This window comes from Belnapia rosea (assembly GCF_900101615.1).
GTDB classification, from domain to species: Bacteria; Pseudomonadota; Alphaproteobacteria; order Acetobacterales; family Acetobacteraceae; genus Belnapia; species Belnapia rosea.
The window spans coordinates 35,139-53,324 of sequence record NZ_FMZX01000007.1; the positions used below are offsets into that span (position 1 = coordinate 35,139).

The window sequence follows — 18,186 nt, forward strand, 5'->3', positions numbered from 1 at the left end:
CGCACCGCTACAAGCGAACCACGCCCTCATCCCCGTCCCCTCGCCCAAGTCGCCAGCAGCAGGCTCGCCCCCATCAGCACGAACCCGACCCCATGCACGGCGGTGAACGCCTCCCCCAGCACCGCCACGGCCACCAAGGAGGAGCTGGCGGGCAGGAAGGCGGTGAAGATGCCGGCCACCCCGGCCGGCACGCGTCGCAGCCCGGCATACCAGAGCAGCAGGCAGAGCACGCTCGCCGTCAGGCTGTGGAAGACCAGCAGCCCGGCGAGGCTCGGCTCGGCCAGCGCCGCCATGGCGCCGAGGCCCGGCAGGGAGAGCGGCAGCAGCATCGCCGCGCTGAAGCCCTGCATCCAGAGGCTCGCCGTCACCACCGGCACGGTGCCTGCGATGCGCTTGGCCAGCAGCACATAAGCCGCCTCCCCCAGCACGCCGCCGAAGACCAGTGCGTTGCCGAGCAGGTGCCCCACCCCCTCATCGCCGCCGAGCCGGGCCAGGGTGATCGCACCCATGCCCCCCGCCGCCAGCCCCGCCGCCACCCATTGCCGCGGCGCCAGCCGTTCCCGCAACCAAAGCGCACTGCCGAGGGCGACCACCGCCGGCAACGTCGCCAGCACGAGGCCACCTTCCAGCGCCGTGGTGTGCCGCAGCCCGGCCAGCAGCCCGGCATTGTAGAGCACGGTGCCGAACAGCGCCTGCAGGGCGAGGTTGCGGAGGGCGGTCGGACCGACCCGCACCAGCCTGCCCGCCTGGCCCTCCATCGCCCGCGCCAGCGGCCAGAGCACGAGGCAGGCCAGCAGGCAGCGCAGGCAGGCGATCAGCGGGATGGGCAGGGCCTCGGCCAGCAGCTTGGCGACGCCGACATTGGCACCCACCAGCGCCATCGCGCCGCCGAGCTGGGCATAGGCAAGCAGCACCGGCAGCGATCCCCCCTTGCCCTCATAGCATGCCGCTTGCGCGCCGCACCCGGGGCTGCTTCCTTCCGCGCCGGAGACGCCGGTCCCCACACCCACGCCGGGAGAGACCGAACATGCTGAGACGCACCCTGATCACAGGGGCCGCCGCCACCGCAGCCGCCAGCCTGGCGCGCCCCGCGCTCGCCCAGCCCGCCGGCGCACGCGTGCTGCGCTTCGTGCCGCAGTCGGACCTGACCGTGCTCGATCCGGTCTTCACCACGGCCTATATCACGCGCCACCATTCGATGATGGTCTATGACCAGCTCTACGGCCTCGACAGCAAGCTGCGGCCGCAGCCGCAGATGGTCGAGGCCCATGAGGTGGTGCAGGATGGGCTGCTCTGGCGCTTCCGCCTCCGCCCCGGCCTCCTGTTCCACGATGGCGAACCGGTGCGCGGGCGGGACTGCATCGCCTCCATCAAGCGCTGGGCGCAACGCGACGCGCTCGGCCAGGCGCTGATGGCGCGGGTCGAGGAGATGGCGGCACCCGACGACCGCAGCTTCACCATCCGGCTGAAGCGGGCCTTCGGCCCGATGCTGGAGACGCTGGCCAAGGTCGGCCCCTCCGCCCTCTTCATCATGCCGGAGCGGATCGCCAGCCAGGACGCCAATACCCAGATCCGCGAGACCATCGGATCCGGCCCCTTCCGCTTCAAGGCGGATGAGCGCGTGGTCGGTGCCCGCGTGGTCTATGAGCGCAATCCCGACTACAAGCCGCGCGAGGGCGGCGCGCCCGACTGGGCGGCCGGGCCGAAGCAGGTCTTCTTCGACCGCGTCGAATGGACCGTGATGCCCGACCCGGCGACGGCGGGGGCGGCCTTGCAAAGCGGCGAGGTGGATTGGTGGGAGAACCCACCGAACGACCTCATCCCCGTGCTGCGCCGCTCGCGTGACCTGCTGCAGAAGCCGGGCAGCCCCCTCGGCACCATCGGCACCGGCATCTTCAACACGCTGCACCCCCCCTTCGACAAGCCGGCCGTGCGCCGCGCCGTCCTGCGCGCCATGTCCCAGGCCGACTTCATGACGGCGGCGGCGGGCACCGACCCCTCGCTCTGGAAGGCAGGCGCCGGCGTCTTCACCCCCGGCACGCCGCTGGCGAATGAGGCAGGCATCGCCGCGATCACCGCCCCGCGCGACCTCGAGCGCTCCCGCCGCGAGCTGCGCGAGGCCGGCTATGCCGGCGAGACGGTGGTGGTGCTGAGCCCCAGCGACCAGCCGGCGCTGACCGCGCTCGGCGAGGTCGGGCAGGACCTGCTGAAGCAGCTCGGCATGAAGGTGGATTTCCGGGTGACCGACTGGGGCACGCTGGTGCAGCGCCGGTCGAGCAAGGAGCCGCCGGAGCGGGGCGGCTGGAGCATGTTCCACACCACCTGGAACGGGATCGACGGCATCAACCCCGGCGTCATGACCTATCTGCGGGCGAACGGGCAAAGTGCCTGGTTCGGCTGGCCGAACGTGCCGCGGCTGGAGGCGCTGCGTCTCTCCTGGTTCGACGCGCCGGACATTGCCGCACAGCAGAAGATCGCCGCCGAGATCCAGCAGGTGGTCTTCGACGAGGCGCCCTACCTGCCGCTCGGCCAGTACTTCGCCTCGACCGCCTGGCGGAAGACGATCACCGAGCCGATCTCGGAGATCATCTCCTTCTGGGGCGTGAAGCGCGCCTGATCACTCGGCCTCGCCATCCTTCCTGAAGGGGGAGAGGGTGGCGAGCGCCTCCATCTCCTGCAGCATCGCCGGCCGCTCCCGCTCGAGGAAGTCGCCGACAGCACGGCGCAGCCCGCCATGGGCGATCCAGTGCGCGCTGTAGGTTGGGGTTGGCAGGTAGCCGCGCTGGATCTTGTGCTCGCCCTGGGCGCCGGCTTCCACACGCGGCAGCCCGTGCTCGATGGCGAAGTCGATGGCGCGGTAGTAGCAGAGCTCGAAATGCAGGAAGGGGGCGTCGACCAGGCTCCCCCAGTTACGGCCGTAGAGTGCCTCGCGCCCCAGCAGGTTCAGCGCCCCGGCGACCGGCTCGCCATCCTGCTCCGCCACCATCAGCACCACTTGGTCTCCGAGCGCCTTGCCCATCAAGGGCCAGAAGCGCGGGGTGAGATAGGCGCTGCGGCCCCATTTCTTGTCGGTGGTGCTGCGGTAGAAGCGGTGGAAGGCGCGCCAGTACCGTTCGGTGATCTCATGGCCGCGCAATGTCTTGAGCACGAAGCCGGAGGCCGCCGCATCCCGCCGCTCGCGCCGGATCGCCTTCCGCTTGCGCGAGGACAGCGCGCCGAGGAAATCCTCGAAGCTGGCATAGCCCTTGTTGTGCCAATGGAACTGCGTCCCCAGCCGCTGCAACCAGCCGGCCTCGCCCAGCGCCTCCCACTCCGCACCCTCGCAGAAGGTGATGTGGGCGGAGGAGAGGCCGAGATCGTCGCAGGCCTGGGCCAGGCCCTGCGCCATGGCGGCGGGGCCGATTCCGGCCCCCGGATGGATCAGCAGGCGCGGCCCGGGAACGGGGCTGAAGGGCGCGCAGACCTGAAGCTTCGGGTAGTACTGGCCGCCTGCCCGCTCCAGCGCATCCGCCCAGCCATAATCGAAGACATACTCACCCTGGCTGTGGTTCTTCGCATAGCAGGGCGCGCAGGCCAGCAGCCGCCCCTCCGGGTCGCGCAGCGCCGCATGCTGGGGCAGCCAGCCGGTCCGGGCCGTGGCGCTGCCGCTCTCCTCCAGCGCGGCGAGGAAGGCATGGCTGACGAAGGGGTTGTCCCCGCCGGCACAGGCATCCCACTCCTCGGCCGGCAACTCGGCGATGGCACGGTGGAGGCTGAGGGTCAGGGGGGCGGAGGGCATTGCCGGCAGCATGTGCTGCGCCGCAGCGCGAGGACAAGGCCCCCTTGGCTCAGCGCCCCCAGCGGAGCACCAGCGGGTCGGTGCGCCGTGCCACCTCGATCAGGCCGGCCCGCGTCGCCGGGTGCAGCGGCGGCAGGGGCGCGCGCGGCGCGTCGCAGGCGATGACGCCGCCCTCCCGCATCAGCACCTTGGCGGCGAGCAGGCCGCATTGCCGGTTCTCGTAGTTGATGAGCGGCAGCCAGCGCTGATAGGCGGCGGCCGCCGCCTCCTTGTCACCGGCGAACCAGGCATCGGTGACCTGGCGGATGCCGTCCGGGTAGCCGCCGCCGGTCATGGAGCCGGTGGCGCCCGCCTCCAGGTCGGCCATCAACGTGATCGCCTCCTCGCCATCCCAGGGCCCCTCGATCGCCGCGCCACCCAGGGCAATCACCTCGCGCAGCTTGTTGGCGGCGAAGGGCACCTCGATCTTGAAATAGGCCACCTGCTCGATCTCGCGGGCCATGCGGGCCAGCAAGGCGGCCGGGAGCGGCGTGCCGGCGACGGGCGCGTCCTGGATCATGATCGGGATGCGGATCGCGTCGGAGACGGTGCGGTAGAAATCATGGATCGCCGCCTCGCCGAAGCGGATGGTGGCACCGTGATAAGGGGGCATCACCATCACCATGGCCGCCCCCGCCTCCTGCGCCCGGCGAGAGCGTTCGGCGCAGATCCGGCCCGAGGGATGGGTGGTGGTGACGATCACCGGCACCCGCCCCGCGACGTGGTCGAGGATGAGTGGCGTCAGCCGCTCCCGCTCCTCATCGGCGAGGAGGAATTGCTCGGAGAAATTGGCCAGGATGGCGAGACCTTCGGAGCCGGCATCGATCATGAAATCGATGCAGCGCTTCTGCCCCTCGAGGTCGAGCGCGCCCCGCTCGTCGAAGATGGTCGGCACCACCGGGAAAACCCCGCGATAGCGGGGCTTCGGCTGGGTCTGGCTCATGCGGCATTCCTCCTGGCCGGGAAGAAGGCGGCGGGCCAGGCCCCGCCGTCAAGCCGCTCAGGCCAGTTCGAACATGCCCTCCACCTCGACCGCCGCATCCCCGGGCAGGGAGGGCACGCCGATGGTGGTGCGCGCATGGCGCCCGGCCTCGCCGAAGACCTCGACGGCGAGGTCCGAGGCACCGTTCATCACCACCGCATGCTGGGTGAATTCCGGCGGTGCGGCGATGAAGCCACCAAGGCGCAGCACCCGCGCCACGAGGTCGAGGTCACCGGTCGCCGCCCTTACCTGGGCCAGCAGGTTGATGAAGCAGAGCCGGGCGGCCGCCACCCCATCCTCCAGCGCGACTCCGGCGCCGAGCTTGCCGGTATGGACGATCCGGCCCTCCTGCAGCGGGATCTGGCCAGAGACGATGAGCAACTTCCCGCTCACGTTGAACGGGACGTAGTTGGCGATCGGCGCCGCCGGCACCGGCAGGGTGATGCCAAGCTCGGCGAGGCGGGCTTCGATGCGTCCGGCCATGATACGCGCTCCTTATCCAACCAGCCTGAGTGTCCGGCGCCGGCCGCGCGGGCTGCCGCCAACTGCGGCTTCCCGTCCCGGTGCCGGCTGCGGCGGCAGGTCGAGCGGCAGCAGCGGTGCCTGCTGCGCCGCAGTGCCCGGCGTGTCCGGCAGGCAATCCTCCTCGGAGGGCTGCGGCAGGTCCCGCCGGTCGAGGTAATCGAGCGCCAGCCGGCGGAAGGCCCAGTCGAGCACCGAGGTGGCACGCGGAATGGCCGGGTCGCCCTCGACCAGCCCGGCGGGGCCGAAGCGGGTATAGGCGAAGGCTTCGACATACTCCGCCAGCGGCACCCCGTGCTGCAGGCCGAGCGAGACGGATTGCGCGAAGCCGTCCATCAGGCAGCGATACGCCGCGCCCTCCTTCGAGAGGGTGAAGGCGATCTCCAGCAGCCGCCCATCGGCGTCCTCGGCCGTCCGCAGTGCCACCTTGTGGCCGCCGACGGTGACATGCAGCGTCGTCCCGGCATGGCGGCGCAGCATCGGGGCCGGCTTCGGCACCGGCTGGGCCGGGGCGGGCAGCGCCACCGGGGCCGGCGGCACCGCATGGAGGAACTGGGAGACCGCCTCCCGCATCGCCGCCCGGGCCGTCTCGGGCACCGGGGCGAGCAGCGCCCCGGCCCGGGCCGGATGCTCCCGCGCGACGGCGAGGGCAGCACGGGTCGGCACCTCGGCCACCTCGCCACGCTCGGTCAGCACGGCGCGGGTGGAGCCGGCGGCCGGGGCAAGCCCGCCCGTCTCGGCACCGAGCAGCGCCTCCACCGCATCCGGCAGGGCGAGGGCCAGCAGCCCCTGGTGCCGCAGGCCCGGCGAGGCGGCGGCGGCATCGAGCGCGGCCCGCGCAGCGGCGGCAAGGCCGGGGATGGGCGTCTCGGCGGGCGGGGCCGGCCAGATAAGCGCCACCGGCTCCCGCGCGCCCAGGCGCTCGGCGATGTGGCCCGACTCGGTTTCCGCCGCACCGCGGGTCAGCGCGGCAATGGCGGCGGCGGTAGCGCGCGCCTCGCGGCTGTCATAGGGCAGGCCGAGCGCGGCCAGCAGGCCGGCCAGGTCGGCGAAGCCGAGTCGCAGCCGGCTGGCCTTCGCCCCGCCCAGCGCATCCAGTGCCCGCACCGCGAGGGCGCAGGCCTCGGCATAGGCCGCAACGTCGAAGCTGCCATCGGCCTCGAGGAAGGCAGGCAGGTTGAGCACGAAGCGCGGCTCCGCCTTGCCCGGCTTGAAGGCCTCGCCGCGCCAGACCTCGGCCCCCGGCGCGCCACGGCGGCGGAGCAGCAGGTCGCGCAGGCCCTCGGCCAGCCGGGGCGCGCCGACGTCGCCGAAGATGCCCGCCTTCAGCCCGCCGCGGGTGACCCGGCCGATCCAGGCCTCGGCGAGGCGTGGCAGCGCCACTGGCCCGTGGCCCGGCGCCAGCGCGGCGAGGGCCGCCGCGGCCTCCGCATCCCAGCCGAGCGGCAGGGCGACGGGACGAGGCGACGCATCCGGATCGGCCGCGGCGCGGGTGCGGCGCAGCGCGACCTCTTCCCACAGGGTGCCAGTGATCAGTGCCATGGCCGGATGCTAGGGCGGCGGCGCCACGGCGGGAAGCCGTATCTGGTGGCGACTCGGGCGCGCGGACGCAACATCCTGTGGATAGTTCCGGCAGGCGGTCGTGGCAGGTCCCTCCTTTGCTCCGCAGCATCGCTTGTGCGATTGTCCGGCCGCGATCCCGCCCCCATCTCCGGGGCGGCCATCCCCAGGAGCTCCCCCGGCCCCATGCCTGTCCTGCTGCGCCTCCAGTCCGCGCTCTTCGGCCGCAAGGCCGGGACCGACCGCTTTGGCAATGTCTATTACGAGAGCAAGTCGAAGCAGCCGATCTACAACCGCACCCGCCGCTGGGCGATCTTCGCCAAGGGATCCGACCCGACCGTGGTCCCGCCCGAATGGCATGCCTGGCTGCACCACACCACGGCCGAGCCGCTGCCGGAGGTGAAGCGCTATGCCTGGCAGCAGGAGCACCTGCCGAACCTGACCGGCACGGCCCATGCCTATCGCCCGCTCGGGCACGATTATGTCGGCGGCACGCGCCGCACCACCGGTGGCGACTACGAAGCCTGGACCCCGGGCTCCTGACGAATGAAGGGACGCAGCCTCGCCGAGGTCGCCACCGGCGGCATCGTGCTCGTCATCGCCGCGGTCTTCCTTGCCTATGCGGTGCTGCATAGCGGGCGCGGCAACTCCAGCACCGATGGCATGCAGCTCACCGCCCGCTTCGACAAGATCGACGGCCTCTCGAACGGTGCCGATGTACGGATCGCCGGCGTGAAGGTGGGCAGCGTGACCGACAGCCGGATCGACCCGCAGAGCTTCGGGGCCGTCCTCACCATGCGGGTGGACCGCAGCCTCCGTCTGCCCGACGACACCTCGGCCGAAGTCACGTCGGAGGGGCTTCTCGGCGGCAAGTATGTCTCCCTCGTGCCGGGCGGCAGCGAGAAATTCCTCGCCGATGGCAGCCGCATCACCGAGACCCAGGGCTCGGTCAGCCTCGAGTCGCTGCTCGGCCGCTTCATCTTCTCGGTGACGCAGATGAACAGCCAGACCCAGGAAGGGGGCCAGGGCGGGAGCCAGGCCCCCGCCCCGGCGCGATGAGCCTCGCCCCACCCGAGACCTGGCCGGGCGCCGATGGCAACCCGATCTCCTGCCGGGAGAAGGTGAAGGTCCTGGCGGAGAACCATGTGGAGCTCGCCCAGGTGATGCGCGACGCCTTCGAGGATGCCGTGCTGATGGGCGTCGACGAGGCTGCGCTCCGCCGCCTGCTCACCAGCATGGTCGAGGCGCTGCCCAGCCCGAAGCGGAAGCCCGGCGCTTGAGGCGGCTGCTCCTTCTCGTCCTCCTGCTGCCCCTTCCCGCCTTGGCCCAATCGCAGGACTGGCTGCAGAAGGGGCAGGCCGAGTTGCAACTGCTGGACAAGGTGACGGCCCGCGTCTCCGTCCTCCGCGCGCCGGTCGGGCAGGCAACGCAATTCGGCACGCTGACAATCAGGGTCGCCGCCTGCAATGCGCGGCCGCCGGATGAGGTGCCGGATGCGGCCGCCTTCCTCGAGGTCAGTGACAGCCGCCGCGCCGCCGGCTTCCAGGAAGTCTTCCGCGGCTGGATGTTCGCCAATGCCCCCGGCGTGAGCATGCTGGAGCATCCGGTCTATGACCTGCGGGTCCTCGATTGCAAATAGCGCCCTCCGACCATTGGGACGGGCGGCACTTCCACAACGTCCATGACCGGACGGAGAAGACCTTCCGGGATGTCTGGCGCTGGCGCCGCACCAGCCGCGCCATCCCCTGGCCGCCTTCGGTCGAGGACGCGCCGCAGCCCGCGCCACGCCGCCTGCCCGCCGGGCGCATCGGCGCCACCTTCATCGGCCATGCCAGCTTCCTGATCCAGCTCGGCGGCCGCTGCATCCTCGTTGACCCGGTCTGGTCCGAGCGGGCGAGCCCCCTCACCTTCGCCGGGCCACGCCGGGTGCGGGCGCCGGGGCAGCGGCTCGAGGATCTGCCGGGCTGCGACCTGCTGCTGGTCAGCCACAACCATTACGACCATCTCGACCTGCCGACCCTGAGGGAGGTCCGCCGCCGCTGGTCGCCCCCCGCCATCACCGGCCTCGCCAATGCGCGGCACCTGGCCAAGGCGGGCATCCAGGCCGCGACCGAGCTCGACTGGTGGCAGTCGACCGAGATGGCGGGGCTGCGGATCACCTATGTGCCGGCGCAGCATTTCTCCGCCCGCACCCTCTTCGACCGCAATTGCAGCCTCTGGGGCGGCTTCGTCATCCAATCCGGCGATGCCACCGTCTATTTCGCCGGAGACAGCGGCTGGTGCCCGCATTTCGCCGAGATCGCGGCCCGCTTCCCGCGCATCGATCTCGCCCTGCTGCCGATCGGCGCCTATGAGCCGCGCTTCTTCATGCGCACCCAGCACATGGACCCGGGCGAGGCCGTCGAGGCCCACCGGGCGCTTGGCGCCCGCCGCAGCATCGGGATGCATTTCGGCACCTTCGCCGGCCTGACTGACGAGGCGATCGAGGGGCCGGAGGCCTGGCTCGCCGAGGCCCGTGCCGCCGCCGGGCTGGCGGAGGAGGCGTTCACCACCCTCCCCTTCGGGGCCAGCCTGGACCTCGCCGAGACGCCCCGATAGGCTTTCCGCCCCCCTTCAAGGGTGCGCCGATGAGCCGTTTCGACAGCCTCATGCCCCTGCCCGGCGCCGGTTTCGGTGGCCGGATCCACCTGCCGGGACGGCCCGGCGCCGAGGCCCTGGTCGCCGCCGCCGAGGCCGAGCCGGACGCCCTGCCCGGGGCGCTGGCCGCGGCCGGCGGCCTGCTGGTCCATGTCCATGAATGGACGGCGGGCGACCTGATGATCTGGGACAATCGCTGCACCGTTCATGCCGCCACCTGGTTCGATGCCGAGCGGCTGGAGCGGGTGATGTGGCGGATGACGGTGAGCGGCAACCCGGGGGTGGAGTATGCGGGCGAGGCGAAGAGCTGGTTGGCGGGCGAGGGCGTTAAGAGTTAAATTGGCCGATTTGAAAACCCTAAATGTAAGGCCACAGCCGGGAATATTGGGTTTGGCAATATACATGCGTGTCCTACGGTAAGCTATAGCAGCCACAATGTCCGCAGAACGGCTTATTCAACCCAACACAGAGAAAGGTTTATTTTTTTATGGGGGTTTTTTCTCCGTTTAATGAATTGGCCAGAGCGATGGCCGATGTATTGGTGCCGGCAGCCCGGCGCGCTTTTGAGGAATCTCCGATTATTCTTGCGGCCAGTATTTTTTTTATAGCTTTCTTAATAACTAGCGGGGTAGCGGTCGAGCGATATTTCGGTGAAGCCGCACTCGCCGCAGCTGCCTCCGCTGTCTCAGGCATTCTCTTCGGTTTTTCTATGTGGTCTGCAGCAAGATCGACCGAGCGACGTATCGACCAGATACCTGGAAGTATCGATGAAACGCGCTCAACAGCAGATGAGTTGTTACTGGCTCACATTAAGCTCTCGGGTGAAGTCGGTGAATTAAAAGCTGCCCTAGCTGGCATTGATCAAGGCAAATTTGAGTACGCTAAAGAGCACTTACTTAAGTCGGTGCAAGCCGAAATTGGTAGCAGCGGCATTGAGAAGTTTGTTGAACAACGGATTCTCGACGAGCGCGTCCAGCAGCAAGAGAAACATCTTCAGGCTCTTAGATTAAGACTGTCCAATGAAACTAAAGTATTGTGGTCATTTGCGAATCGCAATATGACAATTGGCTCTCTTTTTTCATTTCTAGGCATGGCTACGCTTTTCTATTTTCTTGTCACCGGTCCGGGACCAGCCGCTATTGGCACAGACTCCGAACTTACATTTTCTGCTTTCGCAATTCATTTTTTACCTAGAATCACTTTCGTTGTTTTCATTGAAGTGTTCGCCTTCTTTTTTCTTAGACTTTATAGAAACGGAATGTCAGAAGTAAAGTATTTTCAAAACGAACTCACCAATGTTGATCTGCGGGCTATGGCACTCACAACAGCTATACAATCTAATGATAAGGATCTTATTAAAGTGGTTGTCGAGCGCTTAGCTGCGACAGAAAAGAACAATATCATCTTGAGGTCTGGCGAAACCACAATTGATCTCGCCCGAGAAGATCGAAATCTAGCGTCTGATCGAAGCATTGCAGCCGATATTAAGCAAATGATTGAGAGTGTGCGTCCAAAAAGCTAGGACCAGCTTTTCCCCGAAAAGTCGAGGAAAATTTGATCCAAACAATTCAACAAGCAGAAAAATGAAAGGCTTACTCCTGCAGTTTGAAACGAGCAAAATTTCTGATCGAACGGAAATTCCAAGCGTTAGAAACGAATTTGCATTTTAATGTGCTAAATCTTCCATTTTTGAAACCAATCTGATGTCAAGCGTCAACGGTACGGTACCACCTAAGTCTCCGCTAACTCCCCTAGCACCTGCGCCAACACCCGCGCGCCCGCCGCCAGCTGCGCCGGCGAGGAATACTCCGCCGGGTTATGGCTGATGCCCCCTCGGCTCGGGACGAAGATCATCCCGCTCGGGCAGAGCGGCACCATGAACTGGGCATCGTGGAAGGCGCCGGAGGGCATCCGCAATGCCTTGAGCCCCTGCGCCGCCGAGGCCCGCGCCACCGCCTCCGTCACCTCCGGCGCGAAATCCACGGGCTGGGCGTGGAAGCGCTCCGTCACCACCACCTCGCAGCGCTGCACGGCGCCACGGATGGTGGCCTCGATCGCATCGCCCCGCTGCGCCAGCACCGCCGCCGAGGGGTGGCGGAAATCGATGGTGAAGCGCACCCGCTCCGCCACGCTGTTGGAGCTGTTGGGCTGCACCTCGATCCGCGCCACGGTGAAGCGGAGGATGTCGGTCGGGTCGTCCATCAGCGCGTTGAGCGCGGTGATGGCGCGCAGCATGTCCTGCACCGCATCCCGCCGGGTCGAGAGCGGGGCGGTGCCGGCATGGGCGCTCTCGCCGATGATCTCGACCAGGAACCAGCGGCTGCCCTGGATGCCGGTGACGACGCCGATATCGAAGCCCTCCGTCTCCAGCCGCGGCCCCTGCTCGATATGCGCCTCGACATAGGCGTGGGGCGCCGGGCCCTCGACCACGCCGAGCGGCCGGCGCGGCAGGTCGGCCTCGAGCATGAGTTGCTCGCGCAACGCATCGCCGAAGCGGATGCCCTCGCCATCCGTCACCGCATCCCAGGTGTCGGGCTTGCTGTGGCCGGCATAGGCCATGCTGCCCATGCAGCCCGGGGCGAAGCGGCCGCCCTCCTCATTGGTCCAGGCCACCAGCTCGATCGGGCGGCGGGGCGTGATGCCGGCCTCGCGCAGGGCCTGGATCGCCTCCAGCCCGGCGAGCACGCCCCAGATCCCGTCGAAGCGGCCACCAGCCGGCTGGCTGTCCATATGGCTGCCGGTCAGCACCGGGGCGAGGCCAGGGTCCTGCCCCTCATGCCGGAGGAAGAGGTTGCCGAGCGCGTCGATGGAGGGGGTGAGGCCGATCGCCATGCCCCAGCCGATCAGCAGGCGCCGTGCCTCGCGGTCGAGCGGCGAGAGGCAGGGCCGGTTGACGCCGGGCGAGCCATCGGCGCCGGTGAAGGCCCCGAGCCGGGCCATCTCCATCAGCCGGTCCCATTGCCGCTGCTCGCTCACCGCGGCCACCAGCCGCGGCACGACCGTCCCGCTCATCGCTCGCCCCCTGTCCTCACGCCACGGCACAAACCGCAGCGGGCCAGGCGGCGTCAAGCCATGCTAGACCGGACCGCGCAACGGAAAGGGCCGGCCCATGGCGCAAACAGGCTATCTCAGCACGCATATGCTCAACACCGCTGAGGGCGTGCCTGCCGCCGGCGTGGCGGTGGAGCTCTGGCGGCTGGAGCCGGAGCCGGTGCTGCTGACCCGCACCGTGACGACGGCGGATGGCCGGAATTCAGAGCCCTTCCTCGCGGAGGAGGAGGTCACGCCCGGGCTGCATGAGCTGCGCTTCGCGGTCGGCGCCTATTTCGCCGGGCGCGGCCTCGGCAAGGCGCAGGGCTTCCTCGACATCGTCCCGGTGCGCATCCGGCTCGAGGCAGGGCAGGGCCACTATCATGTGCCGCTACTCTGCTCGCCCTTCGGCTATACAACCTATCGGGGGTCCTGAGCGTTTGCCCCCTTGCAAGGGAGGCGCGCATGACGGAGCGGGACGAATTCCTCGCCGCGGTCGGCCGGGGCGACGCAGCGGCGGTCGCTGGCCTGCTTTCGGCCGATCCCGACCTCGCCGCACCAAGGGGCGGCCATCCGGATGACCCGGTGGCGCTTGCCGCCCGGCTCGGACATCTCGATGTCCTGCGCCTGCTGTTGGAAGGCGGCGCCCAGGCCGCGCCGGAAGGCGACCCGCGCGAGGCCCCGACGGCCTTGATGGAGGCCGCCTCCGCCGGCCATCAGGAGGCCGTGGCGCTGCTGCTGGAGTTCGGCGCCGACCCGGCCCTCCGCGACCGCGAGGGCCGCACCGCCGCCGACTATGCCACCGAAGCCGGCCATTCCGATCTCGCCAGCCGCCTCTATACCGATGCGGAGACGGAACGCCTGATCTGGTAACGGAACGCTCCTGCATCCCATGCGTATCGCCCACCCGGTGACGACCGGACGAGGGACCGATGGCGCGCATTCTCGTGCTCTACTACTCGATGTATGGCCATGTGGAGACGATGGCCGGGGCGGTGGCCGAGGGCGCCCGGAGCGCCGGCGCCACGGTGACGGTGAAGCGGGTGGCCGAGCTTGCCCCGCGCGCGGTACTCGAGAAGGCTGGCGCCAAGCTCGATCAGGCGGCGCCGGAAGCCTCGCCCCAGGAGCTTGACCAATACGACGCCATCATCCTCGGCTGCCCGACCCGCTATGGGCGGATGGCCTCGCAGATGGCGCAGTTCTGGGACCAGACCGGCGGCCTCTGGGCCCGCGGCGCCCTGATCGGCAAGGTCGCCAGCGCCTTCACCTCCACCGCCAGCCAGCATGGCGGCCAGGAGACGACGCTGATGGCGATGCACACCATGGTCCTGCACCACGGCATGGTCGTTGTCGGCCTGCCCTACGCGGCCCAGGGTCTGCTGACCCTCGACGAGGTCAGCGGTGGCACCCCTTATGGGGCCTCGACCATCGCCGGCGGCAAGGGCGAGCGGCAGCCCAGCGCGAATGAGCTGGATCTTGCCCGCTTCCAGGGCAAGCATGTGGCGGAGATCACCGCCAAGCTCTTCGGCTGAGGCCACCGCCCGGCCCCGTCAGGCCGCGCGCAACCGGCCGAGCGTGTCGCCCAGGGCGCGGCGAAGCGTCTCGGCCTGCTCCGCGAGGGTGGCGGAGGTCGCCTGCACCTGGCTGGCGGCGCCGCCCGTCTCGCTGGCGGCGGCGGTGACGCCGTCGATGGCCCCGGCGATGGCCGCCGTGCCCGCCGCCGCCTGCTGGACGTTCTGGGCGATGTCGCGGGTCGCGGCACCCTGCTGCTCCACCGCCGCCGCAATGGCCGCGGTGACCTCGTTGATGGCCCCGATGCTGTCGCGGATGGCGCCGATATCGGCCGCCGCCTGCCGGGTGGCGCCCTGCATCGACTGGATCTGGGTGGCGATGTTGCCGGTTGCCTGAGCCGTCTGGGTGGCCAGCGCCTTCACCTCGCTCGCCACCACGGCGAAGCCCTTGCCGGCCTCGCCGGCCCGCGCTGCCTCGATGGTGGCGTTCAGCGCCAGCAGGTTGGTCTGGCCGGCGATGTTGTCGATCAGCCGGGTCACCTCGCCGATCCGCGCCGCGGCCTCGTTCAGGTTAGCCACCGTCGCGTTGGTGCGGTTGGCCTGATCGGCGGCACCGGCGGCCATGCGGGCGCTGTCGGCCACCTGCCGGCTGATCTCGGCGACGGAGGCCGCGAGTTCCTCGGTCGCGGCGGCGACCGTGTTGACGTTGCCGCTCGCCTCCTGCGTGGCGCTGCTGACGGTGCCGGCGCGCGTGCTGGTGCCGTCGGCGATGGCCACCATGGAGGTCGCGGCGGCATTGAGCTCGGCCGCGGCCGAGGCGATGTGCTCGGTCACGCCGCCGATGCTGGCCTCGAGGCCGGAAGCCAGGCTGGCGAGGCCGGCCTTGCGCTCCTCCTCCGCACGGTGCTTGGCGGCTTCCTGGCCGACGCGAAGCGTCTCGGCCTCCCGCAGGCTGGCAGCGAAACCCTGAAGCGCCTGCGCCATGCTGCCGATCTCGTCGCGGCGGTCGGCATCGCCGATCGGGGTGGCGAGGTCGCCGCCCGCCAGCCGTTGCATGGCGCCCTGCAGGCGGCCGAAGGGCCGGATCACGGTGGCCCGGGCCATCCAAAGGCCGAAGCCGAAGCTGAGCAGAACGCCGGCGCCGAGGACCGTGACGGCTGTCCAGACGATGGACTGGGCCTCCTCGGTCAGGGCCGCCGATTTCTCCGAGGCCGAAGCCAGCAGGGCCTGCGTCATTGCAATGCTGGTCTCGCGCAGCTGCATCATCTGGCTGAAAAAATCAGCCCGCAGCAAGGCCATCGCCTCCGCGCCACGCCCGTCCCGCAGCATGGCGAGGCCGCGCAGCCCGGTTGCACGCAGGGCGGGAAAGTCGCGTTCCATGCCGGCGAGGGTGGCGGCGTGCGGCGTTCCGGCGACGGCCGGCCGGACCAGGACGGCGCGCTCCGCGAAGGTCCGCTCGATCGCCTCGATCTCGGCGATGGATTGGGCGATGGTCGCCGCTTCGGGCACCGCGAAGGCCCGCCAGAGGGAGCGGGGCAAGTCGACGATCGTTACGTTGAGGCGCGTGGCATAGGTCGCGCCCAGGCTGTCCCGCGCGAGCAGGCCGCTATAGGCGGCATCCAGGGTGACGAGGGAGCGACTGACGAAGCCGCCGGCCCCGACCGCCACCATGGCCATGACGGCCAGGGGTAGCATGACCTTGAGCGACAGGCGGGTGTGGCGAAGGGCGTTCAGCATCGTGACATCCTGTACAGTGCCCGGGGCGCCGGGCCGGTCCATCTCCGTAACGCTCAGGCCCTTATCGCCGGGTTAAGGCTCCCCCGATCACGAAACCCGCTTGCAAAACCAGCCCGGAGGGGGCATCTCCCCCGGCGATACCAGACCGATTGAGTCAGACCTCGGCGGGCGGTGCGGAGAGCAATCCGCGGCCGGGCCCGCTTTTGCCTATGGAGGCCCATCGTGGCGCGCACCCCGCTCGACCGAATCCGCAATATCGGCATCACCGCGCATATCGACGCGGGCAAGACCACGACGACCGAGCGGATCCTGTATTACACCGGCAAGTCGCATCGGATCGGCGAGGTCCATGACGGCAACACCACGACCGACTACATGGAGCAGGAGCGCGAGCGGGGGATCACCATCACCTCCGCGGCCGTGACCGCCGTGTGGAAGGACCACCGGATCAACATCATCGACACGCCCGGCCACATTGACTTCAACATCGAGGTCAACCGGTCGCTGCGCGTGCTCGATGGCGCCGTGTTCATCATCGAGGGCGTGGCCGGCGTGCAGCCGCAGTCCGAGACCAACTGGCGCCTGGCGGACCGCTACAACGTTCCCCGGCTGATCTTCATCAACAAGCTCGACCGGACCGGTGCCGACTTCTACCGCGCCGCGGCGACGCTGACCGAGAAGCTCGGCATCACCTGGATCGCGCTGCAGCTGCCGATCGGCATCGAGGACACCTTCAAGGGCGTCGTCGACCTGGTCGAGATGAAGGCGATCATCTGGGAGGGCGACGAGCTCGGCGCCGCCTACCACTACGAGGAGATTCCGGAGGATCTGAAGGAGAAGGCGGCCGAATACCGCCAGAACCTGCTGGATACCGCGCTGAGCGTCGATGACGCCGGCATGGAGGAATACTTCGAGAAGGGCGACGTCTCGGTCGAGACGCTGAAGCGCGCCATCAAGCGCGGCACCATCGATGGCACCTTCCGCCCGGTGATGTGCGGCACCGCCTTCAAGAACAAGGGCGTGCAGCCCCTGCTCGACGGCGTGCTCGACTACCTGCCGAGCCCGATCGACATTCCCGGCATCAAGGTCGCCGCCGAGGAAGGCGAGGACGAGACCGCCGACCGCCGCATCATCCCGGCCGACGAGACGCTGCCCTTCGCCGGCCTCGCCTTCAAGATCATCAACGACAAGTACGGCAACCTGACCTTCGTGCGCGTCTATGCCGGCGTGCTGAAGCAGGGCGACATGGTCATGAACACGACCAAGGGCCACAAGGAACGCATCGGCCGCATGTTCCAGATGCATGCCGACAAGCGCGAGGAGATCAAGGAAGTCACCGCCGGCGACATCGCCGCCTTCGTCGGGCTGAAGGACACCGGCACGGGTGACACGCTGGCCGACCAGGCGGACCCGGTGGTGCTGGAGCGCATGGCCTTCCCGATCCCGGTCATCGACATCTCGGTCGAGCCGAAGACCAAGGAAGGCGTCGAGAAGATGACGCTCGGACTGCAGAAGCTGGCCGGCGAGGACCCCTCGCTCCGCCTCAAGACCGACCAGGAGACCGGCCAGACCATCCTGTCCGGCATGGGCGAGCTGCATCTCGAGATCATCATCGACCGGCTGCGGCGGGAATACGGCGTCGATGCCCATATCGGCGCGCCGCAGGTGGCCTATCGCGAGACGATCACCAAGCCGCATACCGAGGTCTACACCCACAAGAAGCAGTCGGGCGGCTCGGGCCAGTACGCCGAGGTGAAGATCACCTTCGAGCCGAAGGAGCGGAACACCGGCATCGAGTTCGTCAATGCCGTGGTCGGCGGCTCGGTGCCGAAGGAGTACATCCCGGCGGTCGACAAGGGCATCAAGATGCAGGCCGATACCGGCGTGCTCGCGGGCTTCCCGACCGTCGACTTCAAGTACAGCCTGGTGGACGGCAAGTACCACGACGTCGACTCCTCGGCACTCGCCTTCGAGATCGCCGCCAAGGCCTGCTTCCGCGAGGGCATGAAGAAGGCCGGCCCGGTCATCCTCGAGCCGATCATGGATGTCGAGGTGACGACGCCGCAGGACCATGTCGGCGACGTGGTGGGCGACCTCAACCGCCGCCGCGGCGTGATCCAGAGCCAGGACATGGCCGGCACCTCGGTCATCGTCCGGGCGCATGTGCCGCTGAAGGAGATGTTCGGCTACATCTCCAACCTGCGGGGCATGACCAAGGGCCGCGCCAGCTTCTCCATGCAGTTCCACCACTACGATCCGGTGCCCCGGAACGTGGCGGACGAGATCATGAAGAACTCCGCCTGATCCTCGCCCATCAGGGCTGATGCATGGCGGCGCCTGGGGCAACCCAGGCGCCGTTTGCGTTTCCGGACCGCGCGGCGCTATGCCGC

General features: G+C 68.8%; 18 protein-coding genes and 1 pseudogene. 12 read left to right on the forward strand and 7 right to left on the reverse strand.

Annotation, left to right across the window (positions count from 1 at the left end; all coding sequences use genetic code 11):
• Positions 1-26: 26 nt before the first annotated feature.
• Complete coding sequence (locus BLR02_RS14055) at positions 27-914, reverse strand: DMT family transporter (RefSeq protein WP_090663651.1); 888 nt, start codon at positions 912-914, stop codon at positions 27-29.
• Positions 915-1,027: 113 nt separating this feature from the next.
• On the opposite strand from BLR02_RS14055, the gene BLR02_RS14060 reads away from it, so the two are divergent.
• The gene (locus BLR02_RS14060; protein ID WP_090663652.1) at positions 1,028-2,617 is read left to right on the forward strand and encodes an ABC transporter substrate-binding protein; all 1,590 of its coding nucleotides are present in this window, start codon (positions 1,028-1,030) and stop codon (positions 2,615-2,617) included.
• Here BLR02_RS14060 and BLR02_RS14065 read toward each other — a convergent pair whose 3' ends face one another.
• Genes BLR02_RS14065 through BLR02_RS14080 form a run of 4 tightly spaced genes read right to left on the reverse strand, consistent with a single transcriptional unit; the run spans position 2,618 to position 6,863 of the window.
• On the reverse strand, positions 2,618-3,778 hold the full coding sequence (locus BLR02_RS14065) for a GNAT family N-acetyltransferase (protein WP_090663736.1): 1,161 nt from the start codon (positions 3,776-3,778) through the stop codon (positions 2,618-2,620).
• A 49-nt stretch (positions 3,779-3,827) separates the two neighbouring features.
• Positions 3,828-4,760: a dihydrodipicolinate synthase family protein gene (locus BLR02_RS14070; RefSeq protein ID WP_090663653.1), complete on the reverse strand. Its 933-nt coding sequence runs from the start codon at positions 4,758-4,760 to the stop codon at positions 3,828-3,830.
• Between the two features lie 57 nt (positions 4,761-4,817).
• Entirely contained in the window at positions 4,818-5,282 is a 465-nt protein-coding gene (locus BLR02_RS14075) for a RidA family protein (protein WP_090663654.1), read from the reverse strand.
• Positions 5,283-5,294: 12 nt separating this feature from the next.
• Complete coding sequence (locus tag BLR02_RS14080) at positions 5,295-6,863, reverse strand: TSCPD domain-containing protein (protein WP_090663655.1); 1,569 nt, start codon at positions 6,861-6,863, stop codon at positions 5,295-5,297.
• A 204-nt stretch (positions 6,864-7,067) separates the two neighbouring features.
• Between BLR02_RS14080 and BLR02_RS14085 the strand changes: the two genes are divergently transcribed.
• The 7 genes from BLR02_RS14085 to BLR02_RS28645 all read left to right on the forward strand — a co-directional run bounded on the left by BLR02_RS14085 (position 7,068) and on the right by BLR02_RS28645 (position 11,040).
• The gene (locus BLR02_RS14085; protein WP_090560326.1) at positions 7,068-7,424 is read left to right on the forward strand and encodes an NADH-ubiquinone oxidoreductase subunit NDUFA12 family protein; all 357 of its coding nucleotides are present in this window, start codon (positions 7,068-7,070) and stop codon (positions 7,422-7,424) included.
• A gap of 3 nt (positions 7,425-7,427) precedes the next feature.
• Positions 7,428-7,940, forward strand: a complete 513-nt coding sequence (gene mlaD / locus BLR02_RS14090) for an outer membrane lipid asymmetry maintenance protein MlaD (protein WP_090560325.1) — start codon at positions 7,428-7,430, stop codon at positions 7,938-7,940.
• A complete protein-coding gene (locus tag BLR02_RS14095) occupies positions 7,937-8,161 on the forward strand; it encodes a hypothetical protein (protein WP_090560324.1) in 225 nt (74 codons plus the stop codon). The genes mlaD and BLR02_RS14095 overlap by 4 nt, the downstream gene beginning before the upstream one ends.
• Positions 8,158-8,520 (forward strand): DUF2155 domain-containing protein, encoded by a 363-nt coding sequence (locus tag BLR02_RS14100; protein ID WP_090560323.1) that lies wholly within the window; start codon positions 8,158-8,160, stop codon positions 8,518-8,520. The genes BLR02_RS14095 and BLR02_RS14100 overlap by 4 nt, the downstream gene beginning before the upstream one ends.
• Positions 8,511-9,479 (forward strand): MBL fold metallo-hydrolase, encoded by a 969-nt coding sequence (locus BLR02_RS14105; protein ID WP_218127948.1) that lies wholly within the window; start codon positions 8,511-8,513, stop codon positions 9,477-9,479. Before BLR02_RS14100 ends, BLR02_RS14105 begins: the two co-directional genes overlap by 10 nt.
• Positions 9,480-9,508: 29 nt before the next feature.
• The gene (locus tag BLR02_RS14110; protein ID WP_090663656.1) at positions 9,509-9,856 is read left to right on the forward strand and encodes a TauD/TfdA family dioxygenase; all 348 of its coding nucleotides are present in this window, start codon (positions 9,509-9,511) and stop codon (positions 9,854-9,856) included.
• Between the two features lie 188 nt (positions 9,857-10,044).
• The gene (locus BLR02_RS28645; RefSeq protein WP_143018134.1) at positions 10,045-11,040 is read left to right on the forward strand and encodes a hypothetical protein; all 996 of its coding nucleotides are present in this window, start codon (positions 10,045-10,047) and stop codon (positions 11,038-11,040) included.
• A 209-nt stretch (positions 11,041-11,249) separates the two neighbouring features.
• On the opposite strand, the gene BLR02_RS14115 is transcribed toward BLR02_RS28645, so the two are convergent.
• The gene (locus BLR02_RS14115; RefSeq protein ID WP_090663657.1) at positions 11,250-12,530 is read right to left on the reverse strand and encodes a M20 family metallo-hydrolase; all 1,281 of its coding nucleotides are present in this window, start codon (positions 12,528-12,530) and stop codon (positions 11,250-11,252) included.
• Positions 12,531-12,627: 97 nt separating this feature from the next.
• On the opposite strand from BLR02_RS14115, the gene uraH reads away from it, so the two are divergent.
• The 3 genes from uraH to wrbA are packed head-to-tail and all read left to right on the forward strand — an operon-like array spanning position 12,628 to position 14,080.
• Complete coding sequence (gene uraH / locus BLR02_RS14120; protein ID WP_090560321.1) at positions 12,628-12,984, forward strand: hydroxyisourate hydrolase; 357 nt, start codon at positions 12,628-12,630, stop codon at positions 12,982-12,984.
• Positions 12,985-13,013: 29 nt separating this feature from the next.
• Entirely contained in the window at positions 13,014-13,421 is a 408-nt protein-coding gene (locus BLR02_RS14125) for an ankyrin repeat domain-containing protein (RefSeq protein WP_090663658.1), read from the forward strand.
• A 59-nt stretch (positions 13,422-13,480) separates the two neighbouring features.
• Complete coding sequence (gene wrbA / locus BLR02_RS14130) at positions 13,481-14,080, forward strand: NAD(P)H:quinone oxidoreductase (RefSeq protein ID WP_090663659.1); 600 nt, start codon at positions 13,481-13,483, stop codon at positions 14,078-14,080.
• 18 nt (positions 14,081-14,098) lie between these two features.
• Here wrbA and BLR02_RS31235 read toward each other — a convergent pair.
• Positions 14,099-15,139, reverse strand: a pseudogene (locus BLR02_RS31235) (methyl-accepting chemotaxis protein); the annotation flags it as partial.
• 879 nt (positions 15,140-16,018) lie between these two features.
• Between BLR02_RS31235 and fusA the strand changes: the two are divergent.
• Complete coding sequence (gene fusA, locus BLR02_RS14140; RefSeq protein ID WP_090663661.1) at positions 16,019-18,100, forward strand: elongation factor G; 2,082 nt, start codon at positions 16,019-16,021, stop codon at positions 18,098-18,100.
• The last annotated feature ends 86 nt before the right edge of the window (positions 18,101-18,186 follow it).